At 72.6% G+C, this 26,801-nt stretch carries 20 protein-coding genes and 1 pseudogene; 2 read left to right on the top strand and 19 right to left on the bottom strand.

Features of this window, described 5'->3' with window-relative positions; all coding sequences use genetic code 11:
* From ACFYOH_RS34010 to ACFYOH_RS33985, 6 genes are all read right to left on the bottom strand, one after another.
* Complete coding sequence (locus ACFYOH_RS34010; RefSeq protein WP_388633790.1) at nucleotides 1-771, bottom strand: GvpL/GvpF family gas vesicle protein; 771 nt, start codon at nucleotides 769-771, stop codon at nucleotides 1-3.
* Nucleotides 768-1,181 carry a gas vesicle structural protein GvpA gene (locus ACFYOH_RS34005; protein WP_388633789.1) on the bottom strand — a complete coding sequence of 138 codons (414 nt, stop codon included), beginning with the start codon at nucleotides 1,179-1,181 and terminating at the stop codon, nucleotides 768-770. The genes ACFYOH_RS34010 and ACFYOH_RS34005 overlap by 4 nt, the downstream gene beginning before the upstream one ends.
* Nucleotides 1,182-1,247: 66 nt before the next feature.
* Nucleotides 1,248-1,622, bottom strand: coding sequence for a gas vesicle protein (locus ACFYOH_RS34000; protein ID WP_388633787.1), 375 nt, complete (start codon nucleotides 1,620-1,622; stop codon nucleotides 1,248-1,250).
* A gap of 45 nt (nucleotides 1,623-1,667) precedes the next feature.
* Entirely contained in the window at nucleotides 1,668-2,603 is a 936-nt protein-coding gene (gene ligD / locus ACFYOH_RS33995; RefSeq protein WP_388633785.1) for a non-homologous end-joining DNA ligase, read from the bottom strand.
* On the bottom strand, nucleotides 2,600-4,447 hold the full coding sequence (locus tag ACFYOH_RS33990) for a transketolase (protein ID WP_388633783.1): 1,848 nt from the start codon (nucleotides 4,445-4,447) through the stop codon (nucleotides 2,600-2,602). Before ACFYOH_RS33990 ends, ligD begins: the two co-directional genes overlap by 4 nt.
* 40 nt (nucleotides 4,448-4,487) lie before the next feature.
* Nucleotides 4,488-6,044, bottom strand: a complete 1,557-nt coding sequence (locus ACFYOH_RS33985) for an FAD-dependent oxidoreductase (RefSeq protein WP_388633781.1) — start codon at nucleotides 6,042-6,044, stop codon at nucleotides 4,488-4,490.
* 202 nt (nucleotides 6,045-6,246) lie between these two features.
* On the opposite strand from ACFYOH_RS33985, the pseudogene ACFYOH_RS33980 reads away from it, so the two are divergent.
* Nucleotides 6,247-7,194 (top strand): annotated as a pseudogene (locus ACFYOH_RS33980) (LLM class F420-dependent oxidoreductase); the annotation flags it as partial.
* An 11-nt stretch (nucleotides 7,195-7,205) separates the two neighbouring features.
* Here ACFYOH_RS33980 and ACFYOH_RS33975 read toward each other — a convergent pair.
* Nucleotides 7,206-7,646, bottom strand: coding sequence for a phage holin family protein (locus ACFYOH_RS33975; protein ID WP_388633780.1), 441 nt, complete (start codon nucleotides 7,644-7,646; stop codon nucleotides 7,206-7,208).
* 81 nt (nucleotides 7,647-7,727) lie between these two features.
* Here ACFYOH_RS33975 and ACFYOH_RS33970 point away from each other — a divergent pair, with 81 nt between their 5' ends.
* A complete protein-coding gene (locus ACFYOH_RS33970; protein WP_388633777.1) occupies nucleotides 7,728-8,075 on the top strand; it encodes a VOC family protein in 348 nt (115 codons plus the stop codon).
* A gap of 5 nt (nucleotides 8,076-8,080) precedes the next feature.
* Here ACFYOH_RS33970 and ACFYOH_RS33965 read toward each other — a convergent pair whose 3' ends face one another.
* The 12 genes from ACFYOH_RS33965 to ACFYOH_RS33910 all read right to left on the bottom strand — a co-directional run bounded on the left by ACFYOH_RS33965 (nucleotide 8,081) and on the right by ACFYOH_RS33910 (nucleotide 26,674).
* Nucleotides 8,081-10,042: a DUF5107 domain-containing protein gene (locus ACFYOH_RS33965; protein WP_388633775.1), complete on the bottom strand. Its 1,962-nt coding sequence runs from the start codon at nucleotides 10,040-10,042 to the stop codon at nucleotides 8,081-8,083.
* Nucleotides 10,043-10,111: 69 nt separating this feature from the next.
* On the bottom strand, nucleotides 10,112-10,663 hold the full coding sequence (locus ACFYOH_RS33960; RefSeq protein WP_388633772.1) for a GNAT family N-acetyltransferase: 552 nt from the start codon (nucleotides 10,661-10,663) through the stop codon (nucleotides 10,112-10,114).
* 579 nt (nucleotides 10,664-11,242) lie between these two features.
* The gene (locus ACFYOH_RS33955) at nucleotides 11,243-12,166 is read right to left on the bottom strand and encodes an LD-carboxypeptidase (RefSeq protein WP_388633769.1); all 924 of its coding nucleotides are present in this window, start codon (nucleotides 12,164-12,166) and stop codon (nucleotides 11,243-11,245) included.
* Complete coding sequence (locus ACFYOH_RS33950) at nucleotides 12,163-14,127, bottom strand: prolyl oligopeptidase family serine peptidase (protein WP_388633766.1); 1,965 nt, start codon at nucleotides 14,125-14,127, stop codon at nucleotides 12,163-12,165. Before ACFYOH_RS33950 ends, ACFYOH_RS33955 begins: the two co-directional genes overlap by 4 nt.
* Nucleotides 14,128-14,130: 3 nt before the next feature.
* Nucleotides 14,131-15,447, bottom strand: a complete 1,317-nt coding sequence (locus tag ACFYOH_RS33945; RefSeq protein ID WP_388633764.1) for a M20/M25/M40 family metallo-hydrolase — start codon at nucleotides 15,445-15,447, stop codon at nucleotides 14,131-14,133.
* The gene (locus ACFYOH_RS33940; protein ID WP_388633761.1) at nucleotides 15,440-16,273 is read right to left on the bottom strand and encodes a M55 family metallopeptidase; all 834 of its coding nucleotides are present in this window, start codon (nucleotides 16,271-16,273) and stop codon (nucleotides 15,440-15,442) included. Before ACFYOH_RS33940 ends, ACFYOH_RS33945 begins: the two co-directional genes overlap by 8 nt.
* A 54-nt stretch (nucleotides 16,274-16,327) precedes the next feature.
* Nucleotides 16,328-17,995, bottom strand: coding sequence for an ArnT family glycosyltransferase (locus tag ACFYOH_RS33935; protein ID WP_388633758.1), 1,668 nt, complete (start codon nucleotides 17,993-17,995; stop codon nucleotides 16,328-16,330).
* A gap of 13 nt (nucleotides 17,996-18,008) precedes the next feature.
* Nucleotides 18,009-19,025 carry a glycoside hydrolase family 26 protein gene (locus tag ACFYOH_RS33930; RefSeq protein ID WP_388633755.1) on the bottom strand — a complete coding sequence of 339 codons (1,017 nt, stop codon included), beginning with the start codon at nucleotides 19,023-19,025 and terminating at the stop codon, nucleotides 18,009-18,011.
* Complete coding sequence (locus tag ACFYOH_RS33925) at nucleotides 19,022-20,620, bottom strand: glycosyltransferase family 2 protein (protein WP_388633752.1); 1,599 nt, start codon at nucleotides 20,618-20,620, stop codon at nucleotides 19,022-19,024. Before ACFYOH_RS33925 ends, ACFYOH_RS33930 begins: the two co-directional genes overlap by 4 nt.
* A gap of 172 nt (nucleotides 20,621-20,792) precedes the next feature.
* Nucleotides 20,793-21,515 (bottom strand): class I SAM-dependent methyltransferase, encoded by a 723-nt coding sequence (locus ACFYOH_RS33920; RefSeq protein ID WP_388633749.1) that lies wholly within the window; start codon nucleotides 21,513-21,515, stop codon nucleotides 20,793-20,795.
* Between the two features lie 139 nt (nucleotides 21,516-21,654).
* Nucleotides 21,655-24,111 carry a SpoIIE family protein phosphatase gene (locus tag ACFYOH_RS33915; protein WP_388633747.1) on the bottom strand — a complete coding sequence of 819 codons (2,457 nt, stop codon included), beginning with the start codon at nucleotides 24,109-24,111 and terminating at the stop codon, nucleotides 21,655-21,657.
* Between the two features lie 166 nt (nucleotides 24,112-24,277).
* The gene (locus tag ACFYOH_RS33910; protein WP_388633745.1) at nucleotides 24,278-26,674 is read right to left on the bottom strand and encodes an MFS transporter; all 2,397 of its coding nucleotides are present in this window, start codon (nucleotides 26,672-26,674) and stop codon (nucleotides 24,278-24,280) included.
* Nucleotides 26,675-26,801 lie beyond the last annotated feature (127 nt).

Here is a 26,801-nt window from a genome sequence, read left to right as displayed (position 1 = left end):
TCAGTGCGCCTCGCTGTCCGTGCCGGCCGGCTCGGCCGCCGGCTGGGCGGGACCGGGCTCGACGAAGCTGTACGGGGGCAGCGGGCCGTTGACGCGCAGTTCGAGGTGGGGGCGGTCGGCGCGGACCCGGTCGGCGGCCGCCAGGAAGTCGGTGGCAGCGTCCCGGGCGACCAGGAACGACACGTTGAGCAGCCAGCCCGTGGACTGCGGGCCGGCGCTGACCGCGGCGGCGACCGGCTCCAGCACGGCCTGCACCGAGGCGGCGTCCTCGGCCTCCTTGGCCTTGACGGCGCTGGCGACCAGCTCGCCGAGGCGCAGTTTGTCGTCGTAGCTGCCGCCGCCCGCGCGCCGGTTCGCCTCGGCGAGGCTGCGCAGATCCGGGTTCTCGGCCATGACGAGATGCAGCACGGCCTCTTCGGCATGGTTGGCCTTGACGTTGTACTCGATCTTGCCGTCGAGGGCCTTGAGCCGCTCCAGGTAGTGATCGGCGCGCTCGTCGAGCACATGGGCGACGGCATCGTCGTCGGAGGCCACGTTTCCGAACCGCATGGGGAGCACACAGCCGGCCGCGCCGACCTCGGCGAGGACGTTCTGGTGTGCGAGCAGGTCCCGGCGCTTGGCCCGCAGATCCTCAGGGGCGTCGCTGACCACGGCGGCCAGCTCGCCGACCGTGAGGACCCGCACCGGGCGCGGTGGCTCCCCCACACCGGTCATGCCCTCAGGCAGGGCCTGGTGCGTCCGGGCGGTGATCCCGTAGACGTAGGTGCTCACTCCCGCTCCTCCTTCCGGTGGGCCGTGGCCTTACGGGGCCGGGTCCGTTCCTCGCCCTCCTCGCGGGCCTGCTTGAAGGCTTCGGAGATGGTCTCCGCGGCGCCGGTCAGGGCGCCCTTGGACTTGCCGCGCGCGCCGGACTCGGTGACCTCGCCGACGAGGTCGGGCAGCCCCGGGGCCTTGTGGGGTCCTGCCTCCAGGTCGAGACGGTTGCACGCCTCGGCGAAGCGCAGGTATGTGTCGACGCTGGCCACGACGACCCGCACGTCGATCTTCAGAATCTCGATGCCGACCAGGGAGACCCGCACGAACGCGTCGATCACGAGCCCCCTGTCCAGAACGAGTTCGAGTACGTCGTAGAGGCCGCTGGTGCCGCCTCCGCTTCCGGTCTGTGCCGGGACAACGGTCATGCCGGCCGTTCCTCCTCGTGATGGGTCGGTGTCACGGTGGTTCCGCGAGCGCGGCAGTAAGGCGACCTAGCGGCCGCCGGGTCGGCGCGTGTCGGACCGCCCCCGTTCGTACCGGTGAACGCGCCGGTAGCCGGTGAGCCGGCCCTCCTGGTCGAGATCGACCTGGTAGCTCGCCATCAGGCTCATGGTGTCCGGGACCCGTGCGAGTTCAAGGACCTCCATCTCGAGCACCCATCCGTCCTCGGTCTGCTCGAAAGAGGTCACCGATTCGGGAGCGAGCCCCGTGAGTTCCGCGAGCTGGGCACGCGCCTCGCGCAGCACCTCCACGGGTGCCGGCCGACGCTCCTCCGCATTGCTCCGCTTCTCTTGGTCGTGCGACTCCTGTGAGTTCTGAGGTTTCTGTGAGCTCTGTGAACGGGATGTGTTGCTTGTGTTCGACATGGTCACCTCTTCCTGCGGGTGGCCGTTCATCTCATGGCCAAACCTTCAGGAGCGAATCTCCGCGAGACGCCGCCGGGCCGGCCCCAGGGCGCGGCCCCGGCCCGGCAGTCCGGACCAGGGGTCGGTGCCGGCCTGGTCGACCGCGTCCGCGATCGTCCAGCGGCGCGCGTCGAGCCCGGGGTCGTCCAGCTGCTCCCAGGCGAGGGGTACGGCGACCGGGGCGCCGGGGCGGGCGCGGACGGTGTAGGGGGCGACGGCGGTCTGCGCGTAGGCGTTGCGCTGCACATCGAGGTAGAGACGGTCGCCGCGGTCCTCCTTGCGGGCGGCGGTGGTGAGCCGGTCCGGATGCCGCAAGGCCAGCAACTCGGCCACGCCACGGGCGAATTCGCGGACCTCGTCGAAGTCGCTGCGGCCGTCGAGATGGACGACGAGATGGACTCCGCGCGATCCGGTGGTCATGGGGGCGGCGGGCAGCTCCAGTTCGTCCAGCAGCTCCCGCAGCAGGCCGGCCGCCTCGCGCACGGGGGCGAAGTCGTCGCCGGGAGGGTCGAGGTCGAAGACGAGCTGGTCGGGGTGGTCGGGGCCGCCGGAGCGGTCGGTGCGGGAGAGCCAGCGGTGCAGGGTGAGGCAGGCCTGGTCGGCGAGGTAGAGAAGGGTGGCGGTGTCGTCGCAGACGGCATGCGTGACCGTGCCGCCCTCCTTGGGGACCTCCACGCGGGTGATCCAGTCCGGATAGTGCTTCGGGACGTTCTTCTGCATGAACCGCTCCCCGTCGACGCCGTCCGGATACCGCTCCAGCATCAGCGGACGGCCCCGCAGGTGCGGCAGCATGTACGGCGCCACGGACCGGTAGTAGTCGGCGAGATCGCCCTTGGTGTACTCCTCGGCGCCGGTGCCGCCCGGAAAGAGCACCTTCCCGGGCCGCTGGATGTCCACCGTGCGGCGGCCCGCCCGTACGGTCCGGGCGTCCGTGTCGTTCATCGCACGACCGCCTCCTCCACCAGCAGCTTGGCCGCCGCCGCGATGCCCACGGCATCGATGCCGGCCGCGTTCAACTGCTCGTCGGGCGCGGCCGAGCCCGGCATGGTGCGCACCGCGAGCCGGACCAGCCGGGGCACGGGCCGGCCGTCGGCGAAGGCCTCCGCGACGGCGTCGCCGAGGCCGCCCTCGGCGTGGTGGTCCTCCACGGTGAGCAGACAGCCGGTCTCCTCGGCGGCCCGGTGCAGCGTCTGGGTGTCGACGGGCTTGACGGAGTACAGGTCGATCACCCGCACCCGGATGCCGTCCGCGGCGAGCCGGTCGGCCGCGGCGAGCGCCTCGGGCACGGTGACCCCGGCGGCGACGACCGTCAGCCGGTCCTCCTCGCTGGAGACGAGCGTCTTGCTGCCGCCCACCGGGAACTCCTCGTCGGGGCCGTAGATCACCGGCGTCTTGCCGCGCGAGGTGCGCAGATAGCGGATCCCTTCGAGGCCGGCCATGGCCGCCACCAGCCGGGCGGTCTGGTTGCCGTCGCACGGGTACAGCACGGTCGAGCCGTGCGCCGCGCGGAACATCGCGAGGTCCTCCAGGCCCATCTGCGAGGGCCCGTCCTGGCCGATGGCGACACCGGCGTGCGAGCCGACCAGGTTGATGCCGGAGCCGCTGATGGACGCCATCCGCACGAAATCGTGGGCACGGGTGAAGAACGCGGCGAACGTCGAGGCGTACGGCAGCCAGCCCCGCGCGGCCATGCCGACGGCCGCGGCGACCATCTGCTGCTCGGCGATGTAGCACTCGAAGAACCGGTCCGGGTGGGCCTTGGCGAACTCCTCGGTGCGGGTGGAGTCGCCGACCTCGCCGTCCAGGGCGACGACATCGCCCCGGGCGCTGCCGAGCGCGGCGAGGGCGGCGCCGAAGGCGTCCCGGGTCGCGACCTCGTCGCCCTCGTCGTAGCGCGGCAGTTGCAGCACCTCGGTCGTCAGGTTGCGCAGCGCGGCGGCGGCCGGCGGCTCGTGGACCCGGACGTGCAGCGAGCGCGGCCCGCCGAGCTCGGCGACGGCCTCCCTCGCGTCCGGCACCGGCTTTCCATGATGGCCCTCCAGGTCCTCGACGGCGGCGACGCCCTTGCCCTTGAGGGTGCGGGCGAGGATCGCCACGGGCTGCCCGGTCGTGGACAGCGCCTCGCCGTAGGCCCGGTCGATCTTGTCGACGTCGTGGCCGTCGATCTCGACCGTGTGCCAGTCGAAGGCCTGGAAGCGGCGGGCGTAGGCGTCCAGGTCGTGGCCATGCCGGGTGGGGCCGCGCTGGCCGAGCCGGTTGACGTCCACGATCACGATCAGGTTGTCCAGGTGCTCGTGTCCGGCGTGTTCGGCCGCCTCCCACACCGAGCCCTCCGCCAGCTCGCTGTCCCCGCACAGCACCCACACCCGGTAACCGGTGCGCTCAAGGCGCTTGCCGGCGAGGGCGATTCCGACCCCGACCGGCAGGCCCTGGCCGAGGGATCCGGTGGCCGTCTCCACCCAGGGCAGCCGCCGGGGCGTCGGATGTCCTTCGAGCCGGCTGCCGAGCTTGCGGAAGGTGAGCAGTTCGCCGTCCTCGATGGCACCGGCCGCCTTGTAGGCGGCGTACAGCAGGGGCGAGGCGTGTCCCTTGGACAGCACGAAGCGGTCGTTGGCGGGGTGCTCGGGACGTTCGAAGTCGTAGCGCAGATGGTTGGCGAGCAGCACGGCCATCAGATCGGCGGCGGACATCGAGGACGTGGGGTGCCCGGATCCCGCGGCGTCGGACGCCCGCACGCTGTCCACGCGCAACTGCTGTCCCAATTCGGCGAGTTCGGCGGTGTTCATGAGTCTCCTTGCAGTGAGTCGAGGGGTACGGCCCGCGGGGTCACCCGGCGGCGGGGTCCGGGGGGTCGGTGCGCCTGACCGGGCCGGGGGCGGGGTGGTCCGGGGCGTCGGTGCGCTTGACGGGGCCGGGGGCGGGGTGGTCCCCGCGCCCGCGGGCCGGCGGTGCGCCGCCGGGTTCCGCTGCTCCGGCCTGCTTGGCTGCTTCGGCCCGATCCGGCCCGCCCGCCCGTTCCGATCCAGGCGTCTGTTCCGGTCCGTCCGGCCGTTCCGGTGCACCCACCCGCTCCGGCCCGCCCGGTACGCGTGCCAGCTCCGGGGAGGCCGTGTCCAGGGGGACCGACCAGGACCGTACGAGGCCCAACTGGACGCCCTGGCGTGGCAGAACGGCGTCCAGCAGCCAGTCGGCGGCCACCCGCACGCGGTTGCCGGGCAGCGCCGCCAGGTGGTAGCCGCGGGTGACCGCACCGGCCGCCGGCCCGGACAGCGGGATGCCGAACGGGTTGGCGGCGGCCTGGATCCCGCCGAGGTCGACGGCGAAACCCAGGTCACGATGGCGGTAGGCCCGCCGGCGCCGACCGAGGCCGAGCGAGGCCGCCACGTTCTCCGCGGCCACCCGGCCCTGCCGCCACGCGTGCTGGGCCGTCATCGGCGTGAACTTCCCCGGTTGCTCCAGGTCCGGTACGGCGGCCGCGTCCCCGCAGCCGAACACCTCCGGCCGGCCCGGCACCTGCAGATACGGGTCGACGATCAGCCGGCCCTTCTCCAGCGGCTGCCCGACCGCCTCCACCAGCGGGTCGGGCCGTACCCCGACACACCACACCAGCGACCGGGACGCGACGAACTCGCCATCGGTGAGCAGCACCCCGTCATGGGTGGCCTCCTTCACCGACGTGCCCATCCGTACGTCGACACCGCGCGCCCGCAGCACCCGGTCGGCCGTGCGGGACAGCCGCTCGTCCATCTCCGGCAGCACGCGCGGCGCCACGTCCAGCAGCATCCAGCGCGGCCGGAACCCGGCGGGCAGCGGATGCCGGCGGGCCAGCCGGTCGGTGAGCAACTGCATCTGCGCGGCCACCTCGGTGCCGGTGTAGCCGGCGCCGACCACGACGAAGGTGCAGCGGGCCGCGCAGGCCTTCGGGTCGTCCTCGCCGGCGGCCAGCTCCACCTGCCGGGTCACGTGGTCGCGCAGGTACAGCGCCTCGGGCAGCCCGCGGAAGCCGTGCGCGTGCTCGGCGACCCCGGGGATGGGCAGCAGCTTGTTCACGCTGCCGACACACAGCACCAGCCGGTCGTAGTTGAGGGTGCCGATGCCGCCCTCGGGGTCGGAGTAGTGGACCGTACGGCCGTCGAGGTCGACATGGTCCGCCTCGCCGAGCACCATCCGGACCCCGTGCAGGGTGCCCGGCAGCGACACGGTGACCCTGCGGGCCTCAAGGATGCCTGCGGCGACCTGGGGCAGCAGCGGCAGATACAGGAAGTAGTCGGTCGGGTTCAGCAAGGTGACGTCGGCCCGGTTCCGGGTCAGCCGGGCCACTGTGCGGGCAGCCCGGTACCCGGCGAAACCGGCGCCGACGATCACTACGTGAGGTCGGCTCACGGTGCGCCTCCGGCGGTGTGGCTCGTCCGAGGTTTTCCGCGTAACCGGGGCGGCGGCACCCAAACGCAGGGCGGGTCACCCGTACGCCGGTCGGAGCACCCGAACGCCGCGCCGCGGGCCCGGCGTTTCGCGCGCCCGGCGCCGGTTAACCGGCCCCGGACCGGATCACACGGCATCAGCGCCGCCCGCGCGGAGGTTTCCCATGCCCGAGTACGGCTATTTCCTGGCGAGCGAGGAGCACAGCCCCGCCGACCTCGTCGAACAGGCCCGGATGGCCGAGCAGGCCGGGTTCCGGGCGCTGTGGATCTCCGACCACTTCCACCCGTGGAACGACGCGCAGGGGCAGAGCGCCTTCGTGTGGTCGGTGATCGGCGCCCTGTCGGAGGCGGTCTCGCTGCCCATCGAGACGGCGGTGACCTGTCCGACCGTGCGGATGCACCCGGCGGTGACGGCACAGGCCGCGGCGACGAGCGCGGTGATGACCGAGGGCCGTTTCCGGCTGGGCGTCGGCACGGGTGAGGCGCTCAACGAGCACATCCTGGGCGACCGCTGGCCGCCGGTGCATGTGCGCCTGGAGATGCTGGAGGAGGCCATCCAGGTGATGCGCCGGCTGTTCACCGGCGAGGAGGTCAACCACCGGGGCACGCACTACACCGTGGAGAACGCCCGCCTCTACACCGTGCCCGACGAGCCCGTCCCGATCGACATCTCCGGCTTCGGGCCGAAGGCCACGTCGCTCGCCGCCCGGGTGGGCGACGGGTACATCACGATGATGCCGGAGGAGGAGATGGTCACGCAGTTCCGCAAGGGCGGGGGTGGGACGAAGCTGGTCAGCGGCGGTACGAAGGTCTGTTACGGCACCGATCGCGAGGAGTGCGTCCGTACGGTGCGCCGGCTCTGGTACAACGAGCTGCTGCCCGGCGAGATGGGGCAGGTGCTGCCGTCGCCGCGGCACTTCGAACAGCTGCGGGAGCTGGTCACCGAGGACATGGTGCGGGAGAAGGTCGTGTGCGGGGACGATGCCGACCAGTATGTGTCCACGCTGAGGGCGTTCGCCGACGCCGGGTTCGACCGGGTGTACGTGAACCAGATCGGGACCGAGCAGAAGGGGTTCTTCGACTTCTACCGGACCAAGGTGCTGCCGCGGCTCGGCGGGTGGGGTCAGGGCTGGTTCGGTGGGTTGCCGGGTGCCTGGTGGCCGGTGCCCGGGGGCTCCTTCGGGACAGGGGGGTACGGCACGCCCAGGCCGCTCGGCGGGCCGGCCGGCGGGGTGCCGCCGATGACGCGGGACGGAGGCGCGGGGTGGCTGTGCCTCGGGTGGGCGGCGCCGCGCAGGGCGTAGGCCACCACGCCCAGGATCGCCGCCGTGATCAGGGCGGCGCCCCAGCCGGGCAGGGCGGTTGCCAGGGCCAGGCCCACCGCGAGGGCCAGCGCGGCCCCCGCGTACAGGGCGGCGGCGCCGGAAGCGGCGTAGAGCATGGCGGTGCGGCGCCGCTTGCGGGTCTGCTCCCGCAGTTCGTCGCGTACCGTCTCGCGTGCCACCTGTGCCAGCTCTTCGACCAGCTGTTTGTCCAGATGTTCCAGGTGATCCAAACGGTCCATACCCTCCGGGTACCCGTCGGACACGGCGGGTAACGCGGGCGCCCCTGCACGCCCCCGCCCGCCCCAACTAGGCTCGGACGCATGGAGATTCTGGGCGCCTCGCTGCGCATCTGCGTAGCCGACCTCGATACCGCGATCCCCTTCTACGAGCGGCTGGCCGGCGGCAGAGCCCTGCGTTTCGAGCGCGGCGGGGTCCAGGTCGCCGCGATCGGCTCCTTTCTGCTGATGAGCGGCCCGGAGGCGGAGCTGGACATCCTGCGCAAAGTGACGGCGACCATCGCCGTGGAGAACGTGGACGAGGCGCACCGGCTGCTGACCGACCTCGGCGCCCGGATCATCGCGGGTCCGGTGCCGACCCCGGTGGGCCGGAACCTGCTCGCGATGCATCCGGACGGGTCGGTGTTCGAGTACGTCGACCAGCGGGGCTGAGCCGGTCAGACCGCGTCGGGGCGCATCCGGAAGTCGTACCGGTCGGGCAGCGGCTCGTCGGTGAGCCGGGCCCAGAGGCGGCCCAGCGCCTCCTCTCCTTCCCGCAGGTCGGCGACCTCGAACCCCGCGTCGAAGACGGCCCGCGCCTCGGCGGTCCGTCCCTCGGCGAGCAGCAGTTCGGCCTCCAGCAGCCGGAAGCGTCCGCGCGCGCGGACGGCGGGCAGCAGCCGGTCCCAGACCGTCCGGGCGTCCGCCGTCCGCCGCACCGTCAGCAGTGCCCGCAGGGTCTCCCGGCCGAGCGCGGCCACGGCGGCGGTCCAGGTCTCGCCGTCGTCGCGCCGCTCGCGGCACAGGTCGTCGAAGGCGTCCGCGTACCGTTCGGCGGCCCGCTCGTGATGGCCGGACTCCTGGTCGGCGACGGCGAGGCAGCGCAGCAACGGCCAGAGCGACGGGGCGAGTTCGAGGCCGCGTTCCCAGCTGCGGACGGCCTGGGCGCGGTCGCCGGCGTGCCACTGGGCGACGCCGAGGTGGTACTCGGTGTGCGGGGAAGCGGGTGCGGTCTCCAGCATGTCCCGCCAGTGCGGGGCGACGAGAGTCTCGCCGGGCGGCCGTACCCGGCGCGCCTCGGGCAGGGAGCCGGTACGCAGCAGTTCCCGCCAGGGTGCCTGCTCCGCGCCGAGGGTGGACTCGGGGAACGGGGTGCCGGGGAGTTTCCAGTCGGCGCGCAGCACTTCGAGCGCGCCCCAGCCGGATCCGGCGGCCAGGATCTCGCCGGGGTCGGTGTCGGCGCAGGGCCGCCAGGCCGCGTAGGCCTCCTCGACGCGGGCGCGGGGCAGGGCGGACTCCAGCCGTTGCTCGGCGCCCTGCACGGCCCGGGTCCACTCCCCCTCGGGCGGTGCGTCGAGCGGTCCGTACGCCTCCAGCCAGGACACCTCGTTCTCGGGCTCCAGCCGGACGTGTTCCAGCTGGGTGCGGGCGAGGCCGGCCTGGATCTCGCAGTAGCCGCCGGTGCCGGGTTCGGTCAGCCACTCCTGCCAGCGCCGGCCGCCGGGCAGGTGGCCCCACACGAAGAGCTTGCGGCCGCGCAGGGCGTCGGTGGAGGTCTGCACCAGTCCGTGGCCGTCGGTGTCCAGCGCGGCGATCCAGCGGCGGCGGCCCTCCGGCACCTCGTAGAAGTAGTCGGCGGCGTACGGGCTGTTGAGGGGACAGGTGCGGTCGATGCCGTCGTAGGACGGGACGGGCACCCGGCGCAGCCGGCGCTCGTAGCTGAAATGCCAAACCTCCTCCGCGGGGGCCAGGATCCGGCACTCCTCCGGCACCGCGATGTTGGACCACCAGTAGGTGGGCACCGGGCGCTCGTGGGGGTTGCGGACGCGGACGCCGACGTAGAGGAAGTCGGAGCCGTCGGGCAGCCACAGGTCGACCTGGAAGGGCAGGTCGCGCAGCCGCTCCCACTCCCACAGACGCAGCATCTCCCCGCCGTCCGGGGCGGGGACGCGGGCGGCGTGCAGGGGGGCGCAGGAGAGGGTGGTGTGGCCGGTGGCGCCGACGTTCCACTCGATGCCGCCGGAGTACCAGGCGCCGTTGAGGGCGAAGTTGGCGGGCTGGAACACCGGGTTGCGGTAGAGGAGTTCGCGCCCGGTGGGCAGGTGGAGCAGGGAGGCGATGCGACCGCCGAGGCCGGGCAGGACGGTGGCGCGCAGCCGGTCGTTCTCGATCACCAGGGCGTCGAGGGCGCGGGGCTCGCGGGTTCTGTCGTAGCCGTCGCGGATGCGGACCGGGAGCAGGCTGCGCAGTGGCTCGTACCCGAGCTGGCGGGCCATGTCCCGGGGCATGCCGTCCCGGTCGCGGTCGTCGATGCGGTGGACCTCGTCGAGCGGGCGGAGTGGGGGCAGGGGGTTGTCCGGGCCCAACTGCCCGGCGGGCAGCGTCAGTACCTCACGTCGGATCCTCGTCACGATCACCATGGAACCCGGCGGCGCGGCACTCGGCCAGGGGACCTGCTGGTCAGGATTGCGCAAAGGCGGCCGCGGCGGTCAGCGGGCGGGGCGCATCTCGGCGGTGAGCGCCCAGCGTTCGTGGTCGCGCCAGGCGCCGTCGATGTAGAGCATGGCCGGGGAGAACCCCTCCAGCCGGAAGCCGGCGCCGCGGGCCAGCGCGATGGACGCGGTGTTCTCGGGCTGCACGTTGATCTCCAGCCGGTGCAGCCCGAGCGGGCCGAAGGCGTACCCGATGACCAGGTCGAGGCCCTCGCGCATCAGCCCGCGCCCGGCGGCGTGCGCGAAGGCCCCGTAGCCGAGGGCACCGCACTGGAAGCCGCCGCGCACGATGTTGTTGATGTTGATGTAGCCGGCGATGTCCCCGCTGTCCTTCTCGCACACCAGGAAGCCGGCCTTCGTCGGGTCCTCGATCAGTCGGCGCGCGTAGGCGGCGTAGGCCTCGTCGTTGTCCGGCGGGAACAGCCAGGGCCGGTGCAGGTCCTTGCTCTCGCGGGTCCGCGCGGTGAACTCGGGCCCGTCTTCGAGGGTGAAGTGACGGATGGCCACGCGGGGACCCTCGGCGAGGTAGTGGGGTGCGGTGTGCGGCATCGGGCCAGGTTACGGCGTCCCCGCCCCGGCCGCCTCCGAAAGTCCACCCGCGCCGACACCTCGCGCTCCCCGGCTCGGCTCGGCTCGGCTCGGCTCGGCTCGGCTCGGCTCGGCTCGGCTCGGCTCGGCTCGGCTCCAGCAGATCAGCCTGGACCGCCTCCAGCCAATCCGCCCGGGCCGACACCTCGAACTCGCCCGGACCAGCACCTGGCATCCGCCCGGCCCGCCCCCAGCCGATGCACCTGGGCCGCCTCCTCAAACCCGCCCGGACCACTCCCGAGATCCACCCGGCCCACCTCCCCGAAGCCGCCCGAACCACTCCCGGAATCCACCCGGCCCACCCCCTCGAAGCCGCCCGAACCACTCCCGGAATCCACCGAGCCCACCCCCTCGACGCCACCCCGACCGGCCCAGGAATCCGCAGCCCACCCTTTGGACACCACCCCGACCAGCCCCCGGAATCCACCCAGCCGGGCGGAGCCGCCCACGACCGGCGATCGCCGCACCCCGGTGTCCGCAGCGCGCTCGCCACGGTCACCGGCCAACTCCGCGGTTCCCGGAGGGATTCGGTGGGCGCGCTCAGCGCAGTGCCGGCTCGTCCAGCGTCAAGGTGCCCGCGTCCGCGTCGAGTTCGGCTGCCGCACCGAACGGGACGGTCAGCGCGCCCGCGCAGTGGCCGAACCCGAACTCCTCCACCACCGGTACGCCGAGCGCGCCGAGCCGGTCGGTCAGCAGTGGCCGTACCTCGGCGTAGTCCGGGCAGCGCTCCCAGGAGCCGAGCAGCACCCCGTGCACCCCCTCCAGCCAGCCCGCGCGCAGGAGTTGGGTGAGGTACCGGTCCAGCCGGTAGGTCTCCTCCCCCACGTCCTCCAGGCACAGCAGCCCGCCCGCCGCCGAGGCACGCGCGTGCGGCGTGCCGAGTTCCGCGGCGAGCAGGGACAGGCAGCCGCCGAGGGTGACTCCGCGGGCCCGGCCGGGCACCAGGGCACGGCCGCCGGAGGCGATGGTGCGGACGGTCTCCGGGGCGAACAGCGTGGTCCGCAGATGCTCCTGAGCCCGGGCGTTCTTGATGAAGTCGATGCCGGCCGCCATCGGCCCGTGCAGCGTGGCGAGCCCGAGGCGGGTGGCGAAGGCCTCGTGCAGGACCGTGATGTCGCTGAAGCCGACGAAGACCTTCGGCCCGGCCGCCCGCATGGCCTCCCAGTCCAGCAGGTCGACGATGCGTTGGGCGCCGTACCCGCCGCGGGCGCACAGCACCGCGGCGACGGACGGGTCGCACCAGGCGTTCTGCAGGTCGACCGCGCGGTCGGCGTCCCGGCCGGCCAGATAGCCGAACTCCCCGTGCCGGTCCAGCACATGGGGCGCCACGACGGGATCCAGGTCCCAGCCGCGCAGCACGTCGAGCCCCGCCTGGAGCCGCTCCTCGGGCACCGGCCCGCTCGGGGCGACGACGGCCACCCGGGCGCCCGGGGCCAGCCGCTCCGGGCGCGTCAGCTCCTTCACCTGTGCAGCTCCAGTCTCGGGACACCGGGCACGTCCAGCTTGAACACCTGGGCGTACAGTGAGAGTTCGGCCTCCAGGGCACGCACCATGGTCTCCGCCCGCCGGAACCCGTGCCCCTCTCCCTCAAAGGTGAGGTAGGCGTGGGGCACGTCTCGGCCGGCGATCCGGGCGAGGAAGCGTTCGCACTGGACGGGCGGGCAGATCACGTCGTCCAGGCCCTGGAGGAGCAGGAACGGCGCGGTGAGCCGGTCGGCATGGGTGGCCGGCGAGCGCTCGGCGTACCGGGCGGGCACCTCGGCGAGCGGGCCGATCAGCGACTCCAGGTAACGGGACTCGAAGTCGTGGGTCTCCCCCGGCCCCCAGGTGGCCAGATCCAGGACGGGATAGCTGATGGTGCCGCAGGCGTAGACGTCGGTCGTGGTCAGGGACGCGGCGGAGGTCCAGCCGCCCGCGCTGCCGCCCCGGATCGCGAGTCGGGCGGGATCGGCGGTGCCCTCGTCGGCGAGGGCGCGGGCGACGGCCGCGCAGTCCTCGACGTCGACCACGCCCCACTGTTCGCGCAGCCGCTCGCGGTAGGCCCGGCCGTATCCGGTGGAGCCGCCGTAGTTCACCTCGGCGACCCCGATGCCGCGCGAGGTGAAGTAGGCGATCTCCAGGTCCAGCACGAGCGGCACCCGGCCGGTGGGGCCGCCGTGCGCCCAGATGACGTAGGGCGGCAACTCGCCGTCGGGCGCGGTGTGCTGGGGGTGGTGCGGCGGGTAGACGTGGGCGTGCACCTCGCGGCCGTCGGGGCCGGTGAAGACGCGGATCTGCGGCTCCGGGTAGTACGCGGGGTCCACGGCGTCCCGGTGCCGGGCGCCGATCGCGCGGGCCCGGCCGGTGACGGTGTCCAGCTCGACCACCTCGCAGGCGGTGCGCGGGCTGGCCCCGACCGCGACCACCCGCGCGCCGTGGGCCGCGAGATGGGCCGAGAACTCGGTCCACGGTCCGGCGGCGTCGACGATCTCTCCGGATTCCGGATCCAGGATGCCGAGCACGGTCGGCCCCTTGCCGTGCACGACCGCGATCAGCCCGTTGTCCAGCGGCGCGAACCAGCGCAGGCCGAGCTGCCACAGGGGCCCGCCGAACTCCTCGTCGCGCGGGCACAGCGGGGCGCCGTCGCGGTAGAGGTTCCACCAGCCGCTGCGGTCGCTGCTGTACAGGAGCCTGCCGTCCGCGGCCCACTCCACCTGCGCGACGGCCTCGCCCGGTCCGCCGGCGACGGTACGCGCGTCCCGTAGCGTGCCGTCGTCGGCGACGTCGGCCACGAGCAGTTCTGTGCCGTCCCACGGCATGCGCGGATGGTCCCAGGCGAGCCAGGCGGCGCGGCGGCCGTCGGGGGCGAGGCGCGCCCCGGTGACGAACCGGTGCCGGCCGTCGCTGAGTTCCCGGACGGCGCCGCGGTCCTCGGCGGCCGAGCCGTCCAGCGGTACGGCGGCGATCACGCGCCGCACGTCACCGGGGCCGTCCCCGGTGAACTCCTCCAACACGCACCACACTTCACCGCGCTCCAGGTCCACGCGCGGTTCGGCCCACCGCAGCCCGCCGCCCACGGGCGACACCGGGGTCAGCGGGCGCGGCTCGCCGCCGGGTTCGTACCGGTAGAGCCGCTGGTCGGTGAAGTGCACGAAGACGACCAGGGGTAGCCCGTCGCGTACCACCCCGGCCCAGGGCCGGCCGCCGTACTCGATGACCCGGCTGCGCACGTTCCAGGGCGCGGGCAGCACGGACTCCTCGGTCCCGTCGGTGCGGCGCCGTATCAGGGCGCGACGGCCGCCCTCGGTCGGCCGGGGTTCGGTCCACCAGCTCTCGTCCCCGACAAAGCCCGGCCACTCCGGGCGGCCGTCGTGCGCGGCGGCCAGGGCCGCGTCGACGGGCGACGGCCAGGAGCCGTACGGCGTCTTCAGCATCTCGTCCCCCATCGTCTAGGCCGTCCGCAGGAACCGGTCGAGCACCCGGACGCCGAAGTGCAGCGCCTCGACCGGCACGCGTTCGTCCACGCCGTGGAACAGCGCCTGGTAGTCGAGGCCCTCGGGCAGCTTCAGCGGGGCGAAACCGTAGCCGGTGATGCCGAGCCGGGAGAACTGCTTGGCGTCCGTGCCGCCGGACATGCAGTAGGGCACCACGTGCCCTTCGGGCGCGAACTCCTCTACGGCGGCCCGCATCCTCGCGTAGGTCGGCGAGTCCACCGGCGCCTGAAGGGCCACCTCCCGGTGCGCGTACTCCCAGCTCACGTCCGGGCCGGTGAGATGGTCGAGGGTGGCGGCGAACTCCTCCTCGCCGCCCGGCAGATAGCGCCCGTCGACGTAGGCGACCGCCTCGCCGGGGATCACGTTCAGCTTGTAACCGGCCTCCAGCATGGTCGGGTTGGCGCTGTTGCGCAGGGTGGCCTCGACCAGCTTGGCCGCCGGGCCGAGTTTCTCCAGCAGCAGGTCCACGTCCGTGAAGTCGGGCTCGACGCCGTACAGTGCGGCGAGTTCGATGAGCGCGGCCCGTACGGTCGGGGTGAGTCTCAGGCGCCACTCGTGTTCGCCGATGCGGGTGACGGCAGCGGCCAGCCGGGTCACCGCGTTCTCCTTGTTCACCTTGGAGCCGTGCCCGGCCCGGCCGCGCGCGGTGAGCTTCAGCCAGCCGGTGCCCCGCTCCCCCGCCGCGATCGGGTAGAGCTGCCGGCCGGCGCCGTCGTGGAAGGTGAACGCGCCGGACTCGCTGATGCCCTCGGTGCAGCCCTCGAACAGCTCGGGATGCCGGTCGGCGAGGAACCCGGAGCCGTCCTCGGCGCTGGCCTCCTCGTCGGCGGTGAACGCGATGACGAGGTCCCGGCGCGGCCGTACGCCCTGCCGGGCCCAGGAACGGACGACCGCGAGGATCATCGCGTCCATGTTCTTCATGTCGACGGCGCCCCGCCCCCACACCACGCCGTCGCGGATCTCGCCGGAGAAGGGGTGCACGCTCCAGTCGGCGGCCTCCGCGGGTACGACGTCGAGGTGACCGTGGACCAGCAGGGCATCGGCGGAGGGGTCGGTGCCCTCGATCCGGGCGACCACATTGGTGCGGCCCGGCGTCCGCTCCAGCAGCAGGGGTTCCAGTCCGGCCCCGGCCAGCCGCTCGGCCGCGTACTCGGCGGCGGGGCGCTCCCGGCAGTCCCCGCCGCCCCGGTTGGTGGTGTCGATGCGGATCAGACCGGAGGTGAACTCCACTACCTCGTCCAGCGCCTGCTGGTCGGCCGGCCTCTCAGCCATACTGCTCCTCCACGGCGGCGGAGACGATCGTGGTGACCGCCTTGAACGTCCGGATCCCCTCGTACATCGTGGCGCTGGTGTACGCCACCTTCCGCTCCCCGATCCGGGCGACCCCGGGCACGATGGTCGCGGCCATCGCCAGGTGCTCGGCGTCGAACTCCACGGCGACCGTGAACGGCCCCGCGTCGACGGGCTCGTGGCGCACCGCCAGCCGGGCTGCCACCTTGGCGGCGGCCCGGATGTCGCCGGCCGTACGCGCGGGCGTCCGGCATACCGCTGCATACCGGGACACATGGTCCTTCACCGCTACCTTCAGCGCCTCCGGCGCGTACCCGAGCGCGTCCTCGCAGGCCACGTCGTCCCCGGTGACCAGGACGACGGGGACGCCGTACTCGGCCACGACCCGCGCGTTGAGCAGGCCCTCGCTGGCGCGGACGTCGTTCAGCCACACGCCGGTGATCTGGTTGGCGAGGTAGGTGTGGGCGAGGACGCCCTCCATGCCGGCGCCCGCGTGGTAGCCGACGAACGCGATGCCGTCGACGTCGCCGTGCTGCACCCCCTCCACCATCGACAGCGACTTGTGCCGCCCGGTGAGCATCTCGACCCGCTCGTCGAGCCGCTCCAGCAGCAGGTTGCGCATGCTCCAGTGGGCCTCGTTGACGAGCACCTGGTCGGCGCCGCCGTCGAAGAAGCCCTCGACCGCGGCGTTCACGTCCGAGGTGAACATCGACCGGCACCGCTCCCACTGCGGCGTCCCCGGCAGCACGTCGGCCGGCCAGGTGACGCCCGTGGCCCCCTCCATGTCGGCACTGATGAGGATCTTCATGGTGGGTCACGTTACGCGCCGCAGAGCGGCCGGGCTACGACTCGGAGCGGCCGGTCACTGAGTGCTCTGCTGCCGGACCCAGATCTCGAAGTGCCCGGCGCCCGTGGAGGTGCGGTACGGCAGCGAGCCGGTGAGGCGGTAGCGGCCGGTGATGCGCATCTCCTGGCGGACGGCCTCCTCGGCCGGGGCGAGGCCGCCGGAGTAGTCCAGCACCACGCCGTCGAAGTAGCCCTCGCGGACCGCCGCGCGATAGCCGGGGACGCCCGTCAGGTAGCGGCCGTCCCTGGTCCTGTAGTCGATGAAGAAGAAGGACAGCCAGTCCTGGTAGTGGGTCCTCCGCGCGCGGCTGAGGCAGTACACCGGGCCCTCCTTCGGATCGCCCAGCCAGTGCTGGCCGGGGCGCACGGTGTAGGAAAGCTGCGGGATCAGATAGCGGGTGTCGGGCCAGCTGCCGAAGGAGGAGGCGGACTGCGACAGACCCAGGGTGAGGGCGAGCACGCCGATCGCGATGGCCCACTGGGGGAACTTGAAGTGGGCGCCCATCAGCCGGGTCACGCCGACGCCCGCCATCGGCGCGGCGAAGAACAGGCCGAAGCCCACGTGCTTCTGCAGGGAGGTCTCGGTCTGCAGGTGGATCTGGTAGGCGGGCGCGAGCAGCGCGGTGCCGGTGAGCAACACGCCCAGGCAGGTACGCCAGCGGCGGCCCGGCACGGCCCGGCGCCAGCCGGGTATCTCGGCGAGGCGGGCGGTACGGGCGTAGGTGACCGTGCCGACCAGGGCGACGGCGACCAGCAGCCCCGCCCAGCGCGTGGAGTCCTGAAGGATCTGCCAGGCTGGGGTGTCCCCGTGGGCGCGGGCGGTGGTGGTGCTCTGGATCGCCGACAGATAGCCGCTGGCCACCAGTCCGCCGCCGAGCAGGGCGAAGGTGGCCGCGCCGAACAGGGCGCCGCGCAGCAGGGCCCGGCGCATGTAGTGGTCCCGGTAGGCGGCGAGCACGTACAGGAGTACCAGGGTGGGCAGGAACAGCGCGGAGGCGTACTTCACGCCGACGGCGAGCGCGGCGACCGGGGCGACGGCCGCGGCCCACGCCCAGTGCCGGGGTGCGATCACCACCAGCAGCCAGGCGGTCAGGGCCAGCAGACAGACCGCCATCGCGTCGTACGTGGCGAAGTGGCCGAGGAACAGCGTGGGCATGGAGACGGCGAACAGGGCGCTCGCGCACAGTCCCGCACGCTCGTTGAACAGCCGGCGGGTGAGCCCGTACAGACAGGCGGTGGCCGTCAGCATGAACAGCAGGCTGAGCGCGCGCACCCCGGCGAGGCCGAGCACGGAGTCCACGGCGGCGGCGAGCACCGGGTACAGCACGGGCGCGCCGGAGAAGTAGCTGCCGAAACCGCCGTAGTTCGGCGCTCCGTGGAAGAGGCTGCCGATCTCCACGTGCCCGGCCCAGATGTACAGGGCCTCGTCCTCGAAGGCGGAGTTGGCGAGCCGCAGCGACAGGGCGGCCTGGACGACCAGGACGGCGGCGAGCATGGCGAGGGCGACGGTGCGGCGGCGCCGGCCGGTGTCGGCGGCCCAGCCCATCAGTGCGGGCGGCGGCAGCGTCCAGCCCGGCAGCGGCTGTTCGACGAAGGAGAAGCCGGGGTCGGCCTGCGGCGGTGGCGGCGGCAGAACCCGCAGTTGCAGGGTCTCCTCGTGCACCGGGGGGTGCGTGTGGCTCATCGGCGTGTCTTGTCTACTTCAGGGCGGCGAGGTCGAGGTCGTAACGGGGGTTCCGGGCGGCCCGTCCGAACGCGGCGAGCGTCTCGGGGCTGCTGTCGACCCGCCAGTCCGTCTCCTTGTTCAGGTCGAACCAGATGAAGCCCACGACGTCCGTGCGGGAGGCGACGGTCCTCAGCAGCTCGGTGATCTGGGCGCTCTTGCGCGGGCCCGGCTGGGCACCGGTCTCGGCGAGCAGGAAGGGACGCCGGGTGAAGGTCCGGATCTGCCGGAAGGTGGGCCCGAACAGCGTCGCGAAGTCCTGGGCGCCGGTGCGGGCGTAGTAGCCCACCACGCCGACCCAGTCGACGTACCCGTCACCGGGCCAGTACGGCTTGAGGGCCACCCGGGGCACGGGGTTGACGATGTTCGGGCTCCACACCCAGATGACCGTCGAGACGCCCTCGTCCTGGAAGACATCGTGCACATGGCGCCAGGCCCTGACGAACTGGGCGGCGGTGGCCTTGTTGTGGCCCCACGGGTACCAGTTGCCGTTCATCTCGTGCGCGAGGCTGATCGCGACGGGCACGTTGAGGGCGCGCAGGGCGTGGGCGGTGTCCTTGATGTACGCGTCCTGGCTGCCGTCGGCGATCTGGGCGAGGGTGGCCTTGTGCGGCTCCCAGGCGATGTAGGGCAGCTGGCCGTTGTCCCACACCGCGCGGGTCTGGTCGGTCTGCAGCTCGTCGCCCCAGCCGAGGTAGTACTCCAGCATGGTCGGAGTGCGGCCGACCTGGGAGGCGTACCGCCGCACGGGGCCGAGGTCCTTGGGGACGCCGTCGAAGGTGGCGCCGAAGTACTTGTTCCTCGGGTGCAGCAGGGGGGTGACGTCGTAGGGCTGTTGGGGGATGTACGTCGTACCGCCGCCGGACGCGGACGCGGCGGGCTGGGCGCCGTTCCCGCCGGCGCCGATGGGGGCCGGGCCGGTGCTCGCGCAGCCGGCGAGACAGAGGACGGCGGCCGGCAGGACCGTCCACATCCTCATCAGGGCCTTCACGCGGTCACCTCCTTCGGCTGGAGCAGCACCCGGACGACCGCGACCGCGTAGAACAGGCCGGAGGCCAGCATCAGGGCGAAGTTCTCGGGGTGGGCACCGCTCATCCGCCACACGGCGAGGGCCGGCCACAGCACGGCCGTCGGCGCGCTCCACAGCCACATGCCGCCCCAGAAGCGGCGGGTCTTGTTCTTCTTCGCGCCGCTCGATCCGGTGGGCTGCCAGCCCATGGGGCGGCGGCGTACGACGTCCCAGATGGCGAAGACGTGCGCCCAGCCGTACAGCACGCGGGTCGCCCAGGCCTCCAGCCGGTACGGGTTGCGGTGCCACAGCGGGTAGACCACGGTCAGGTACAGCACGCTGGGCAGGACCATCCAGTAGTTGGTCGCCTGGAGCTGGTCGGGGTAGTGGATCAGCAGGGTCAGCGCGATCAGCGGGGTGGTGAAGGTGAGCAGGGCCGTCTCGATGTAGTAGACGAAGCCGGAGATGTAGCACAGGCGGCTGGCGAAGCGCATCTTCACCTGCCAGAAGTCCCCCAGGCTGCCGAGCATGCTCATCGAGGCCATGCACCAGCGGTACTGCTGGTTGTAGTAGGCGCCGATGGTGTCGGGGCAGATGCCGGTGGACAGCGCGAGGGGGACGTAGCGCAGGTCCCAGCCGCGGGCGCGCAGGTCGAAGCCGGTGTGCATGTCCTCGGAGTGCTCGATGAGGCTGGTGCCGCCGATCTCGTCCAGGGCCGCGCGCCGGTACACCGCGCAGGAGCCGACGCAGATCGAGCCGTCGCTGCGCTGCCGGGAGACCTGCACCGAGCGGTAGAACAGCTCCTGCACGGCACCGGCGCCGCGCTCGATCCAGTTCTGCTGGTCCAGGACGCGGAAGTACTGCGGGGACTGGACGATGGCGCAGCGCGGGTCGTCGTCCAGGTACGGCAGCAGCTCGTGCAGCAGGTCGGAGCGCGGCACGAAGTCGGCGTCGAGGATGAGGACGGCCTCGCCGGAGGAGTTCTCGAAGCCGTGCCGGAGGTTGCCGGCCTTCTTCATCCAGCCCCGGTTGGGGCGGACCAGATGCCGGAAGCCGAAGTCGGCGGCCATGGCCGCGGCTTCCGCGCTGTCGCCGTCGTCCAGCACGAGGACCGCTACCTCGCCCGGGTAGGTGTCGGCGAGGATGCCCACATACCGCCAGGTGTTGTGAAGCACCTCGATGGGCTCGCCGCAGACGGGCAGGAAGACGTCGACGCTCGGGTAGTGGTCCGGCTGCCAGCGGCGCACGACACGGCGATGCGCCTTCAGGTCGAAGCTGGGCGCGAACGCCTCCAGACGCATCGATATCAGAAAGCCGACCACGGCCAGCAGCAGGGTGGGCGCGAACACCCAGATCCAGGCACTGTGCCGGGCGGTGTCGGCCTGGCTGAGCAGCACACACACGAACCCGATGAAGGAGCTGGAGGTCAGCACCCAGGTGTGGCGCTTGACGTAGCTGTACTTCTCGCGTTCGTCGGGCGGAGTGGGGAGCAGCCCTTCGGGAACCGACTGCGGACGCCCCGAGCGCGGGGCACGCCGCCGCCCTCGGCTGCGTACTTCCGCCGTACGAACGGACACGGCTGAGGGCCCCCTTGCACACCTTCGGGTGATCGAGCGAGGGGAATGCTATAGGAAGGACGTTCACACAACGCACACACCTTCGCCATATCCGGACCGCCCTCCTCCGGTGACGCAGACGGGGTGCGCGGGACGGCGGTCCCACGCACCCCGGAAAGCCGCAAAGAGGCCCTTACTGCCCACCGGCGAGGACGAACCAGCGGGCCGGCAGGTCGATGCGGGTGCCGTCGGTCAGGTACTCGGTCTGCGGCAGGGTGGTCTCACCCTCGGCGAGGACCTTCAGACCGGCCTCGCCGAGCAGGCGCGGAATCTCGGCGTCGTCGGCGTCGGCCGGCTTGAGCCCGTGATGGAAGACGCGCTGGAGCTTGGGCCCAGGGCCGCCGTCCTGGGTCGCGGCGCGCCGGAGCACGTTCCGGGAACCGGAGGTGAGTTCGACGACGAACGCACGGCCCTCGGTGCCGATGAGAGCCGCGACGGCGGCGGCGATCGCCGGCCGCGCCTCGGGCTCGCTCTGGTGGATGACGGCCCGCATGTAGACGTTGACGTCGCCGAGGCGATCGCGCAGGGCGCCCACGGCGTCCGCGTCGGTGAGGTCGAGCTGCTGGAACTCCACGGCGTCGTCCTGCGTGGCACGGCGGGCGTGCTCGACGGCGGAGTGCGAGAGGTCGACGCCGACCGCGCGCGCGAACCGGGTGGCGAGGTAGCGGGTCTGGGTGCCGTTGCCGCAGCCGAGGTCGACGATGGTGCGCGCCGGGTCCGCGTGGGGCAGGAGAAGGGCGGTGTACGGTTCGGCGGACAGGGCGGGCTCGCAGTCCCAAATGGCGTCGCCCGCCTCGTCGGAGGTCTCGCTCCAGTAACTCTCCCAGTTGCTGCGGTACTTGTCCGAGACGTTCATGCGTTCTCCCCACGGTTCGGTTCCGTGATCGGGATATCGCGAGGGCCTGGAACGGGGCAAGGGGCAGGAGGCCACCTTCACCGGATGTACGGCCCCGGACAACCTGCAGGGGGCCCGCCGGCAGAGTGCCCGTCCCTTGTCAGCCCCGTCCGGCGAGAGCCTGTTCGAACCACACGGTCTTGCGGTGCCCGCTGCCGCAGGCGCCCCACTCCCGGGCCAGCCGACTGACCACGCGCAGACCGCGGCCCGACTCGTCGGACGGCTCGGCGGCGAGCATCTCGGGCAGCCCGGGTTCGTCGTCGGTGACCTCGAACAGCAGGGCGTCGGTGCGGACCACGCGCAGCCCGACCGGCTCGCTCACGGCATGCCGTACGGCATTGGTGACGACCTCGCTGACCAGCAATTCGGCGGTCTCCACGGCCTGCGGCAGGCCCCAGGCGAGGAGCCGCTCGCGGACCAGGCGCCGGGCCCGGGCGACCTCCCGCGGGTCGGCGTCCAGCCGCCATTCGGCGACGTGGTCTTCGGGGATGCCGTTCAGCCGGGCCATCAGCAGGGCGACGTCGTCCTTGCGGCCGCCGCGCGTGTTCAGGGCGCGGATGATGGTGTCGCAGGCGTCGTCCATGGAGGCCGCGGGATGTGCGGCGGACTCGCAGAGCGCGGCGAGTCCCTCGCCGATGTCGCAGCCGCGCACCTCGACCAGTCCGTCCGTGCACAGCACCAGCCGGTCGCCGGGCGAGACCTTGACCCGGGTGGCCTCGAAGGGCACGCCGCCGACGCCTATGGGGGCGCCGGTGGGCAGGTCGAGGAGTTCGCTGGAGCCGTCCTCGGCGCGGACCAGCACGGGCGGGATGTGTCCGGCGTTGGCGAGGTGCAGTTCGCCGCGGATCGGGTCGTAGACGGCGTACAGGCAGGTGGCCAGGTAGCTGTCGCCGAGTCGGCGGGCCAGGTCGTCGAGATTGCGCAGCAGCTGGGCGGGCGGGGTCTCCATGGTGGCCATGGTCTGCACGGCGGTGCGCAACTGGCCCATCATCGCCGCCGAGTTGAGGCCGTGGCCCATGACGTCGCCGACCACGAGGGCGGTGCGCGAGCCGGGCAGTTTGATGGTGTCGAACCAGTCGCCGCCGATGCGCCCGAGCCGGGTGCCCGGCAGATAGCGGGTGGCGATGTCGCAGCCGGCCATCCGCGGGGTGACCTGCGGGAGCATGCTGTCCTGCAGGGTGTCGGCGACGTTCTCCTGGTAGGTGTACATACGGGCGTTGTCCAGCACGAGGCCCGCACGGGCGGCGAGTTCGGCGCCGGTGGTGCGGTCCATGTCGTCGAAGGCCGGGCGGTCCGGGCGGCGCATCAGCACCATGAAGCCCAGCACGACGTTACGGGCCTTGAGCGGCACGATCAGCAGGGAGCGCCCGCCGATGAGAGGCCTGAGGTCCCGCTTCTCGAACTCGCCGGCGATGCGCTCGCTCAGCTCCTCGGTGACCCTGGGGACGAGGACCGGCTCGCCGGTGACCATGCACTTGTAGAACGGGGTGTGTTCGGGGAAGGCGAAGGCCTCGCCGACGGGCACGGTGTCGTCCCAGCGGCCCGGTTCGTCGTTGTGCTCGACCCACACCCGGAACATCACGGTCTGCGCGTCCGGCGGGCCGTCCGGGAAGCCCTCGCCCGCGAGGACGGCCGCGCGCAGATGGGTGCCGGCGAAGTCCGCGAACCGGGGTACGGCGGCGCTGGTGACCTCGCGGATGGTCTCGCCGAGGTCGAGGGAGGTGCCGATGGCGGAGCTGACCTCGTTGAGGAACTCCAGCCGCTCGCGCACGGCGGCGTACTCCAGGTCCTGCTCGGCGCCCTGCGGGACCACGACGGCCGACGTGGTCCGCTGCCGGGGCACGACGGCCTCGGTGCGCTTGCGTCCGGGACGGCGGGGCACGCCCCAGTACGGAGTGACCGGCACCCGGTCGAACTGGCTGAACTCCAGGACCGGATAGCCCAGTTCCAGCATCTGGGAGACGATTCGGCCGCTCAGGCCCGGGCCCATGTTGGGCAGGATCTCGGGCAGCCGGCGTTCGAGTTCGTCGGAGGCGGGCAGCTCTGTGTGGCGGGCGAAACCGGGCGAGATGCGTTCGGCGGTCTCGTCGTCGTAGCCGCGTTCGTCGCGCAGCCGGGTGGCGTCGGCGGCGAGCACCAGCAGCCGGGACGGGCCCGGGCCGACCAGCGGATAGGCCCACCACAGCACGTCGAGGCGCTCGCCGTCGCGGGCCGGCTCGTGCGGGAAGAGCCGGGCCCGGCCGGCGGTGGCGTAGGCGGTGTGCCCGCCGAGGGAGGTCTCCAGGTCGGGGCCGAGCCCGTCGTACTCCTCGTGGGCGTCCGACGGCGCGTCGCCGTGCAGGTCCTCGGGGAGGGCACCCGCGACGGGCAGCAGATCGGCGGCGGCGCGCCCGACGGCTTCCTCCCTGCCGACGCCGAACAGGCGTCGCGCGCCGCTGCTCCAGTGGGACACCATGCCGTCGCGGTCGACGACGACCACGGCCAGCGGAATCCGACCCGCCGCCGCGTCGCCGGCGCCGCGCCCGGGAGGTGTGTCCCGCTCGCTGCCACGGTCCATGGCCCAGGCCCTCTCTCCCCACGGCTGTCCGCAAACGATCTGTGCCGCCCGCCACTACGGTACGGCGGCGGCCGGTCGCGATGTGTGGCAATCCTGGAATTGGTTTCACCGGATCGCACCGGCGCGCAGCTCAGCGCCCTGCGGGCGTCCCGCCCCGCGCCCTCGCTCAGTCCTCGTGTCCCAACTGCAGGTCCCGCTCGGTACGGCCGCCGCCCGCGACCTGCAGCACGGTGGCGACCGGCGGGTAACCGGCGGCGATGACGGTGTACTCGCCGGAGGAGAGGTCGACGAACCGGAACGTTCCGTCCGCCCCGGTCGTGAGGGTGTCGACCACGTTCCCGGCGGCGTCGAGCAGCGTCACGCGCGCGTCCTCCACGGGCCGGCCGCCGCTCGCCCGGACCGTGCCCTTCAGCACGGCGCCGCCCGCGAGTTCGACGTCCTGCCGGGTCTCCCGGGCGGCCTGCACGGTGACCGGGAGCGCGGCCGGGCGGAAGGCGGGGGCGCTGGCGGCGAGGGTGTACTCGCCGGCGACCAGCTCGGTGATGACATAGCCGCCCTCGCGGCCGCTGCGGGTGGCGGCGACGACCTCGCCGCGCACGTTGGTGAGGGTGACGGTGGCGTCGCGCACGGGGCTGCCGTCGGCGGTGAGCACGCTGCCCGCGAGGCGTCCGGCGCCGCCGAGGACGACGTCGAGTTCGACGGGCCGTTCGCCGACGGTGACGGAGACGGCCTGCGGCTGGTGGCCGCCGGCGGCGGCGATCAGCACGTACGACCCGGAGCCGGGCGTGCTGAGCGCGTACCGTCCGTCCTCGCCGCTCGCGCCGCGCCCGATCTGCTGCCCGGCGACGTCGATGAGAGTGAGCGCCGCGCGGGGCACCACGGTGCCGTCGGGGTGCTGGACCGTGCCGCAGACGGGGATTCCGGCGGCGTAGGGCGAACGGGCCTGCGGGATCGGGGTGTTCATGGTCTCGGGTTCGGTTTCGGCGGTGGGCTGGGACACCAGGGGTTTCTCCTTGAGGAAGAAGGCGATGAGCAGGCCGAGGACGAGCACCGGGACGAGGTAGAGGAAGATCCGGGGCATCGCGTCGGCGTAGGCGCGGATGTAGGCGTCGCGCAGCGCCGGGGGCAGCGCGTGGACGAGCTGCGGGGTGATGGACTCGGGGTCGGGCAGCGCCGCGCCCACGCGCGGGGGCAGCTCCTTGTGCAGGGAGGAGGTGAGCCGGTTGGCGAAGAGGGTGCCGAAGACCGCTGCGCCGACGCTGCCGCCGATCTGCCGGAAGTAGTTGTTGGCGCTGGTGGCGGTGCCGAGGTCGGTGGGACGGACCGAGTTCTGCACGGCGAGGACGAGGACGGGCATCACCATGCCGATGCCGGCGCCGAGGACGGCCATCCAGATGCTGTAGTGGAGCCGGGGCGTGTCCGCTTCGAGGCGGGACAGCAGCCACATGCCGGCGGCGGAGACGGCTCCGCCGAGCACGGGGAAGATCTTGTAGCGGCCGGTGTGGCTGATGAGCTGCCCGCCGATGATGGAGGCGCCGACGATCCCGGCCATCATGGGCAGCATCAGCAGCCCGGACTCGGTGGCGCTGGCCCCGTCGACCATCTGCAGGAAGGTCGGCAGATAGCTGGCGGCGCCGAACAGGGCGACGCCGATCACGAGGCCCACCAGGCCGCTGATGTTGAAGACGGAGTCGCGGAACAGCCTGAGCGGGATGAGGGGTTCGGCGGCGAACCGCTCCGCGACGAGGAAGAGGACGACGGAGGCGAACGCTCCGGCGCCGAGGGCGAGGATCTGCCGGGAGCCCCAGCCGTACTCGGTGCCGCCCCAGCTGGTCAGCAGGACCAGACAGGTGGAGGCGGCGGCGAGCAGCAGTGCACCGAGGACGTCGAGGCGGCCGCGGCTCACCGGCCTGGGGAGTTTCAGGACGACGGTGACGACGGCGAGGGTGACCAGTCCGAAGGGCACGTTGACGTAGAAGCACCAGCGCCAGGAGAGGTGGTCGGTGAAGTAGCCGCCGAGCAGGGGTCCGGCCACGGAGGCGAGCCCGAAGGCGGCGCCGATCAGGCCCATGTAACGGCCGCGCTGCCGGGGCGGCACGACGTCGGCGATGATCGCCTGCACACCGATCATGAGCCCGCCCGCGCCGACGCCCTGGACCGCGCGGAAGGCGATCAGCTGGTCCATGGACTGCGCCCGGCCGGCGAGCGCGGAGCCGAGGACGAAGACGGCGATGGCGAACTGGAAGACGCCCTTGCGGCCGAAGAGGTCACCGAGCTTGCCGTACAGCGGCAGGCCGATGGTGGAGGTGAGCAGATAGGCGGTGATCGCCCAGGACATCCGGTCCAGGCCGCGCAGTTCGCCGACGATCCTGGGCAGAGCGGTCGCGACGATCATCTGGTCGAGCGCCGCGAGCAGCAGGGCGAGCATCAGCCCGAAGAACACCAACCGCACACGCTGTGCGCCGAGTTCGGCGGCCGGTGCGGGGGCCTGCGGCGCGGCGGCGGTCACTTTCCGGGCCGGTGTCACCACCGGCTCCTGCTCCACGAGTGTCGTGCCGCCCACGTACCGCTCCCCTCGTCACACCTGTCACAAATCCCGCGTCAAGCGTCAACTGTGAACAACTGCGGTGAGTTACGACATCGTTCCGGACGAGGGGGAGATCCACCCGAACCGGTGAAGGGGCACAACA

This window comes from Streptomyces sp. NPDC007856 (assembly GCF_042868225.1).
Taxonomy (GTDB): Bacteria; Actinomycetota; Actinomycetes; order Streptomycetales; family Streptomycetaceae; genus Streptomyces.
This window is presented reverse-complemented; position numbering and strand designations above follow the sequence as displayed.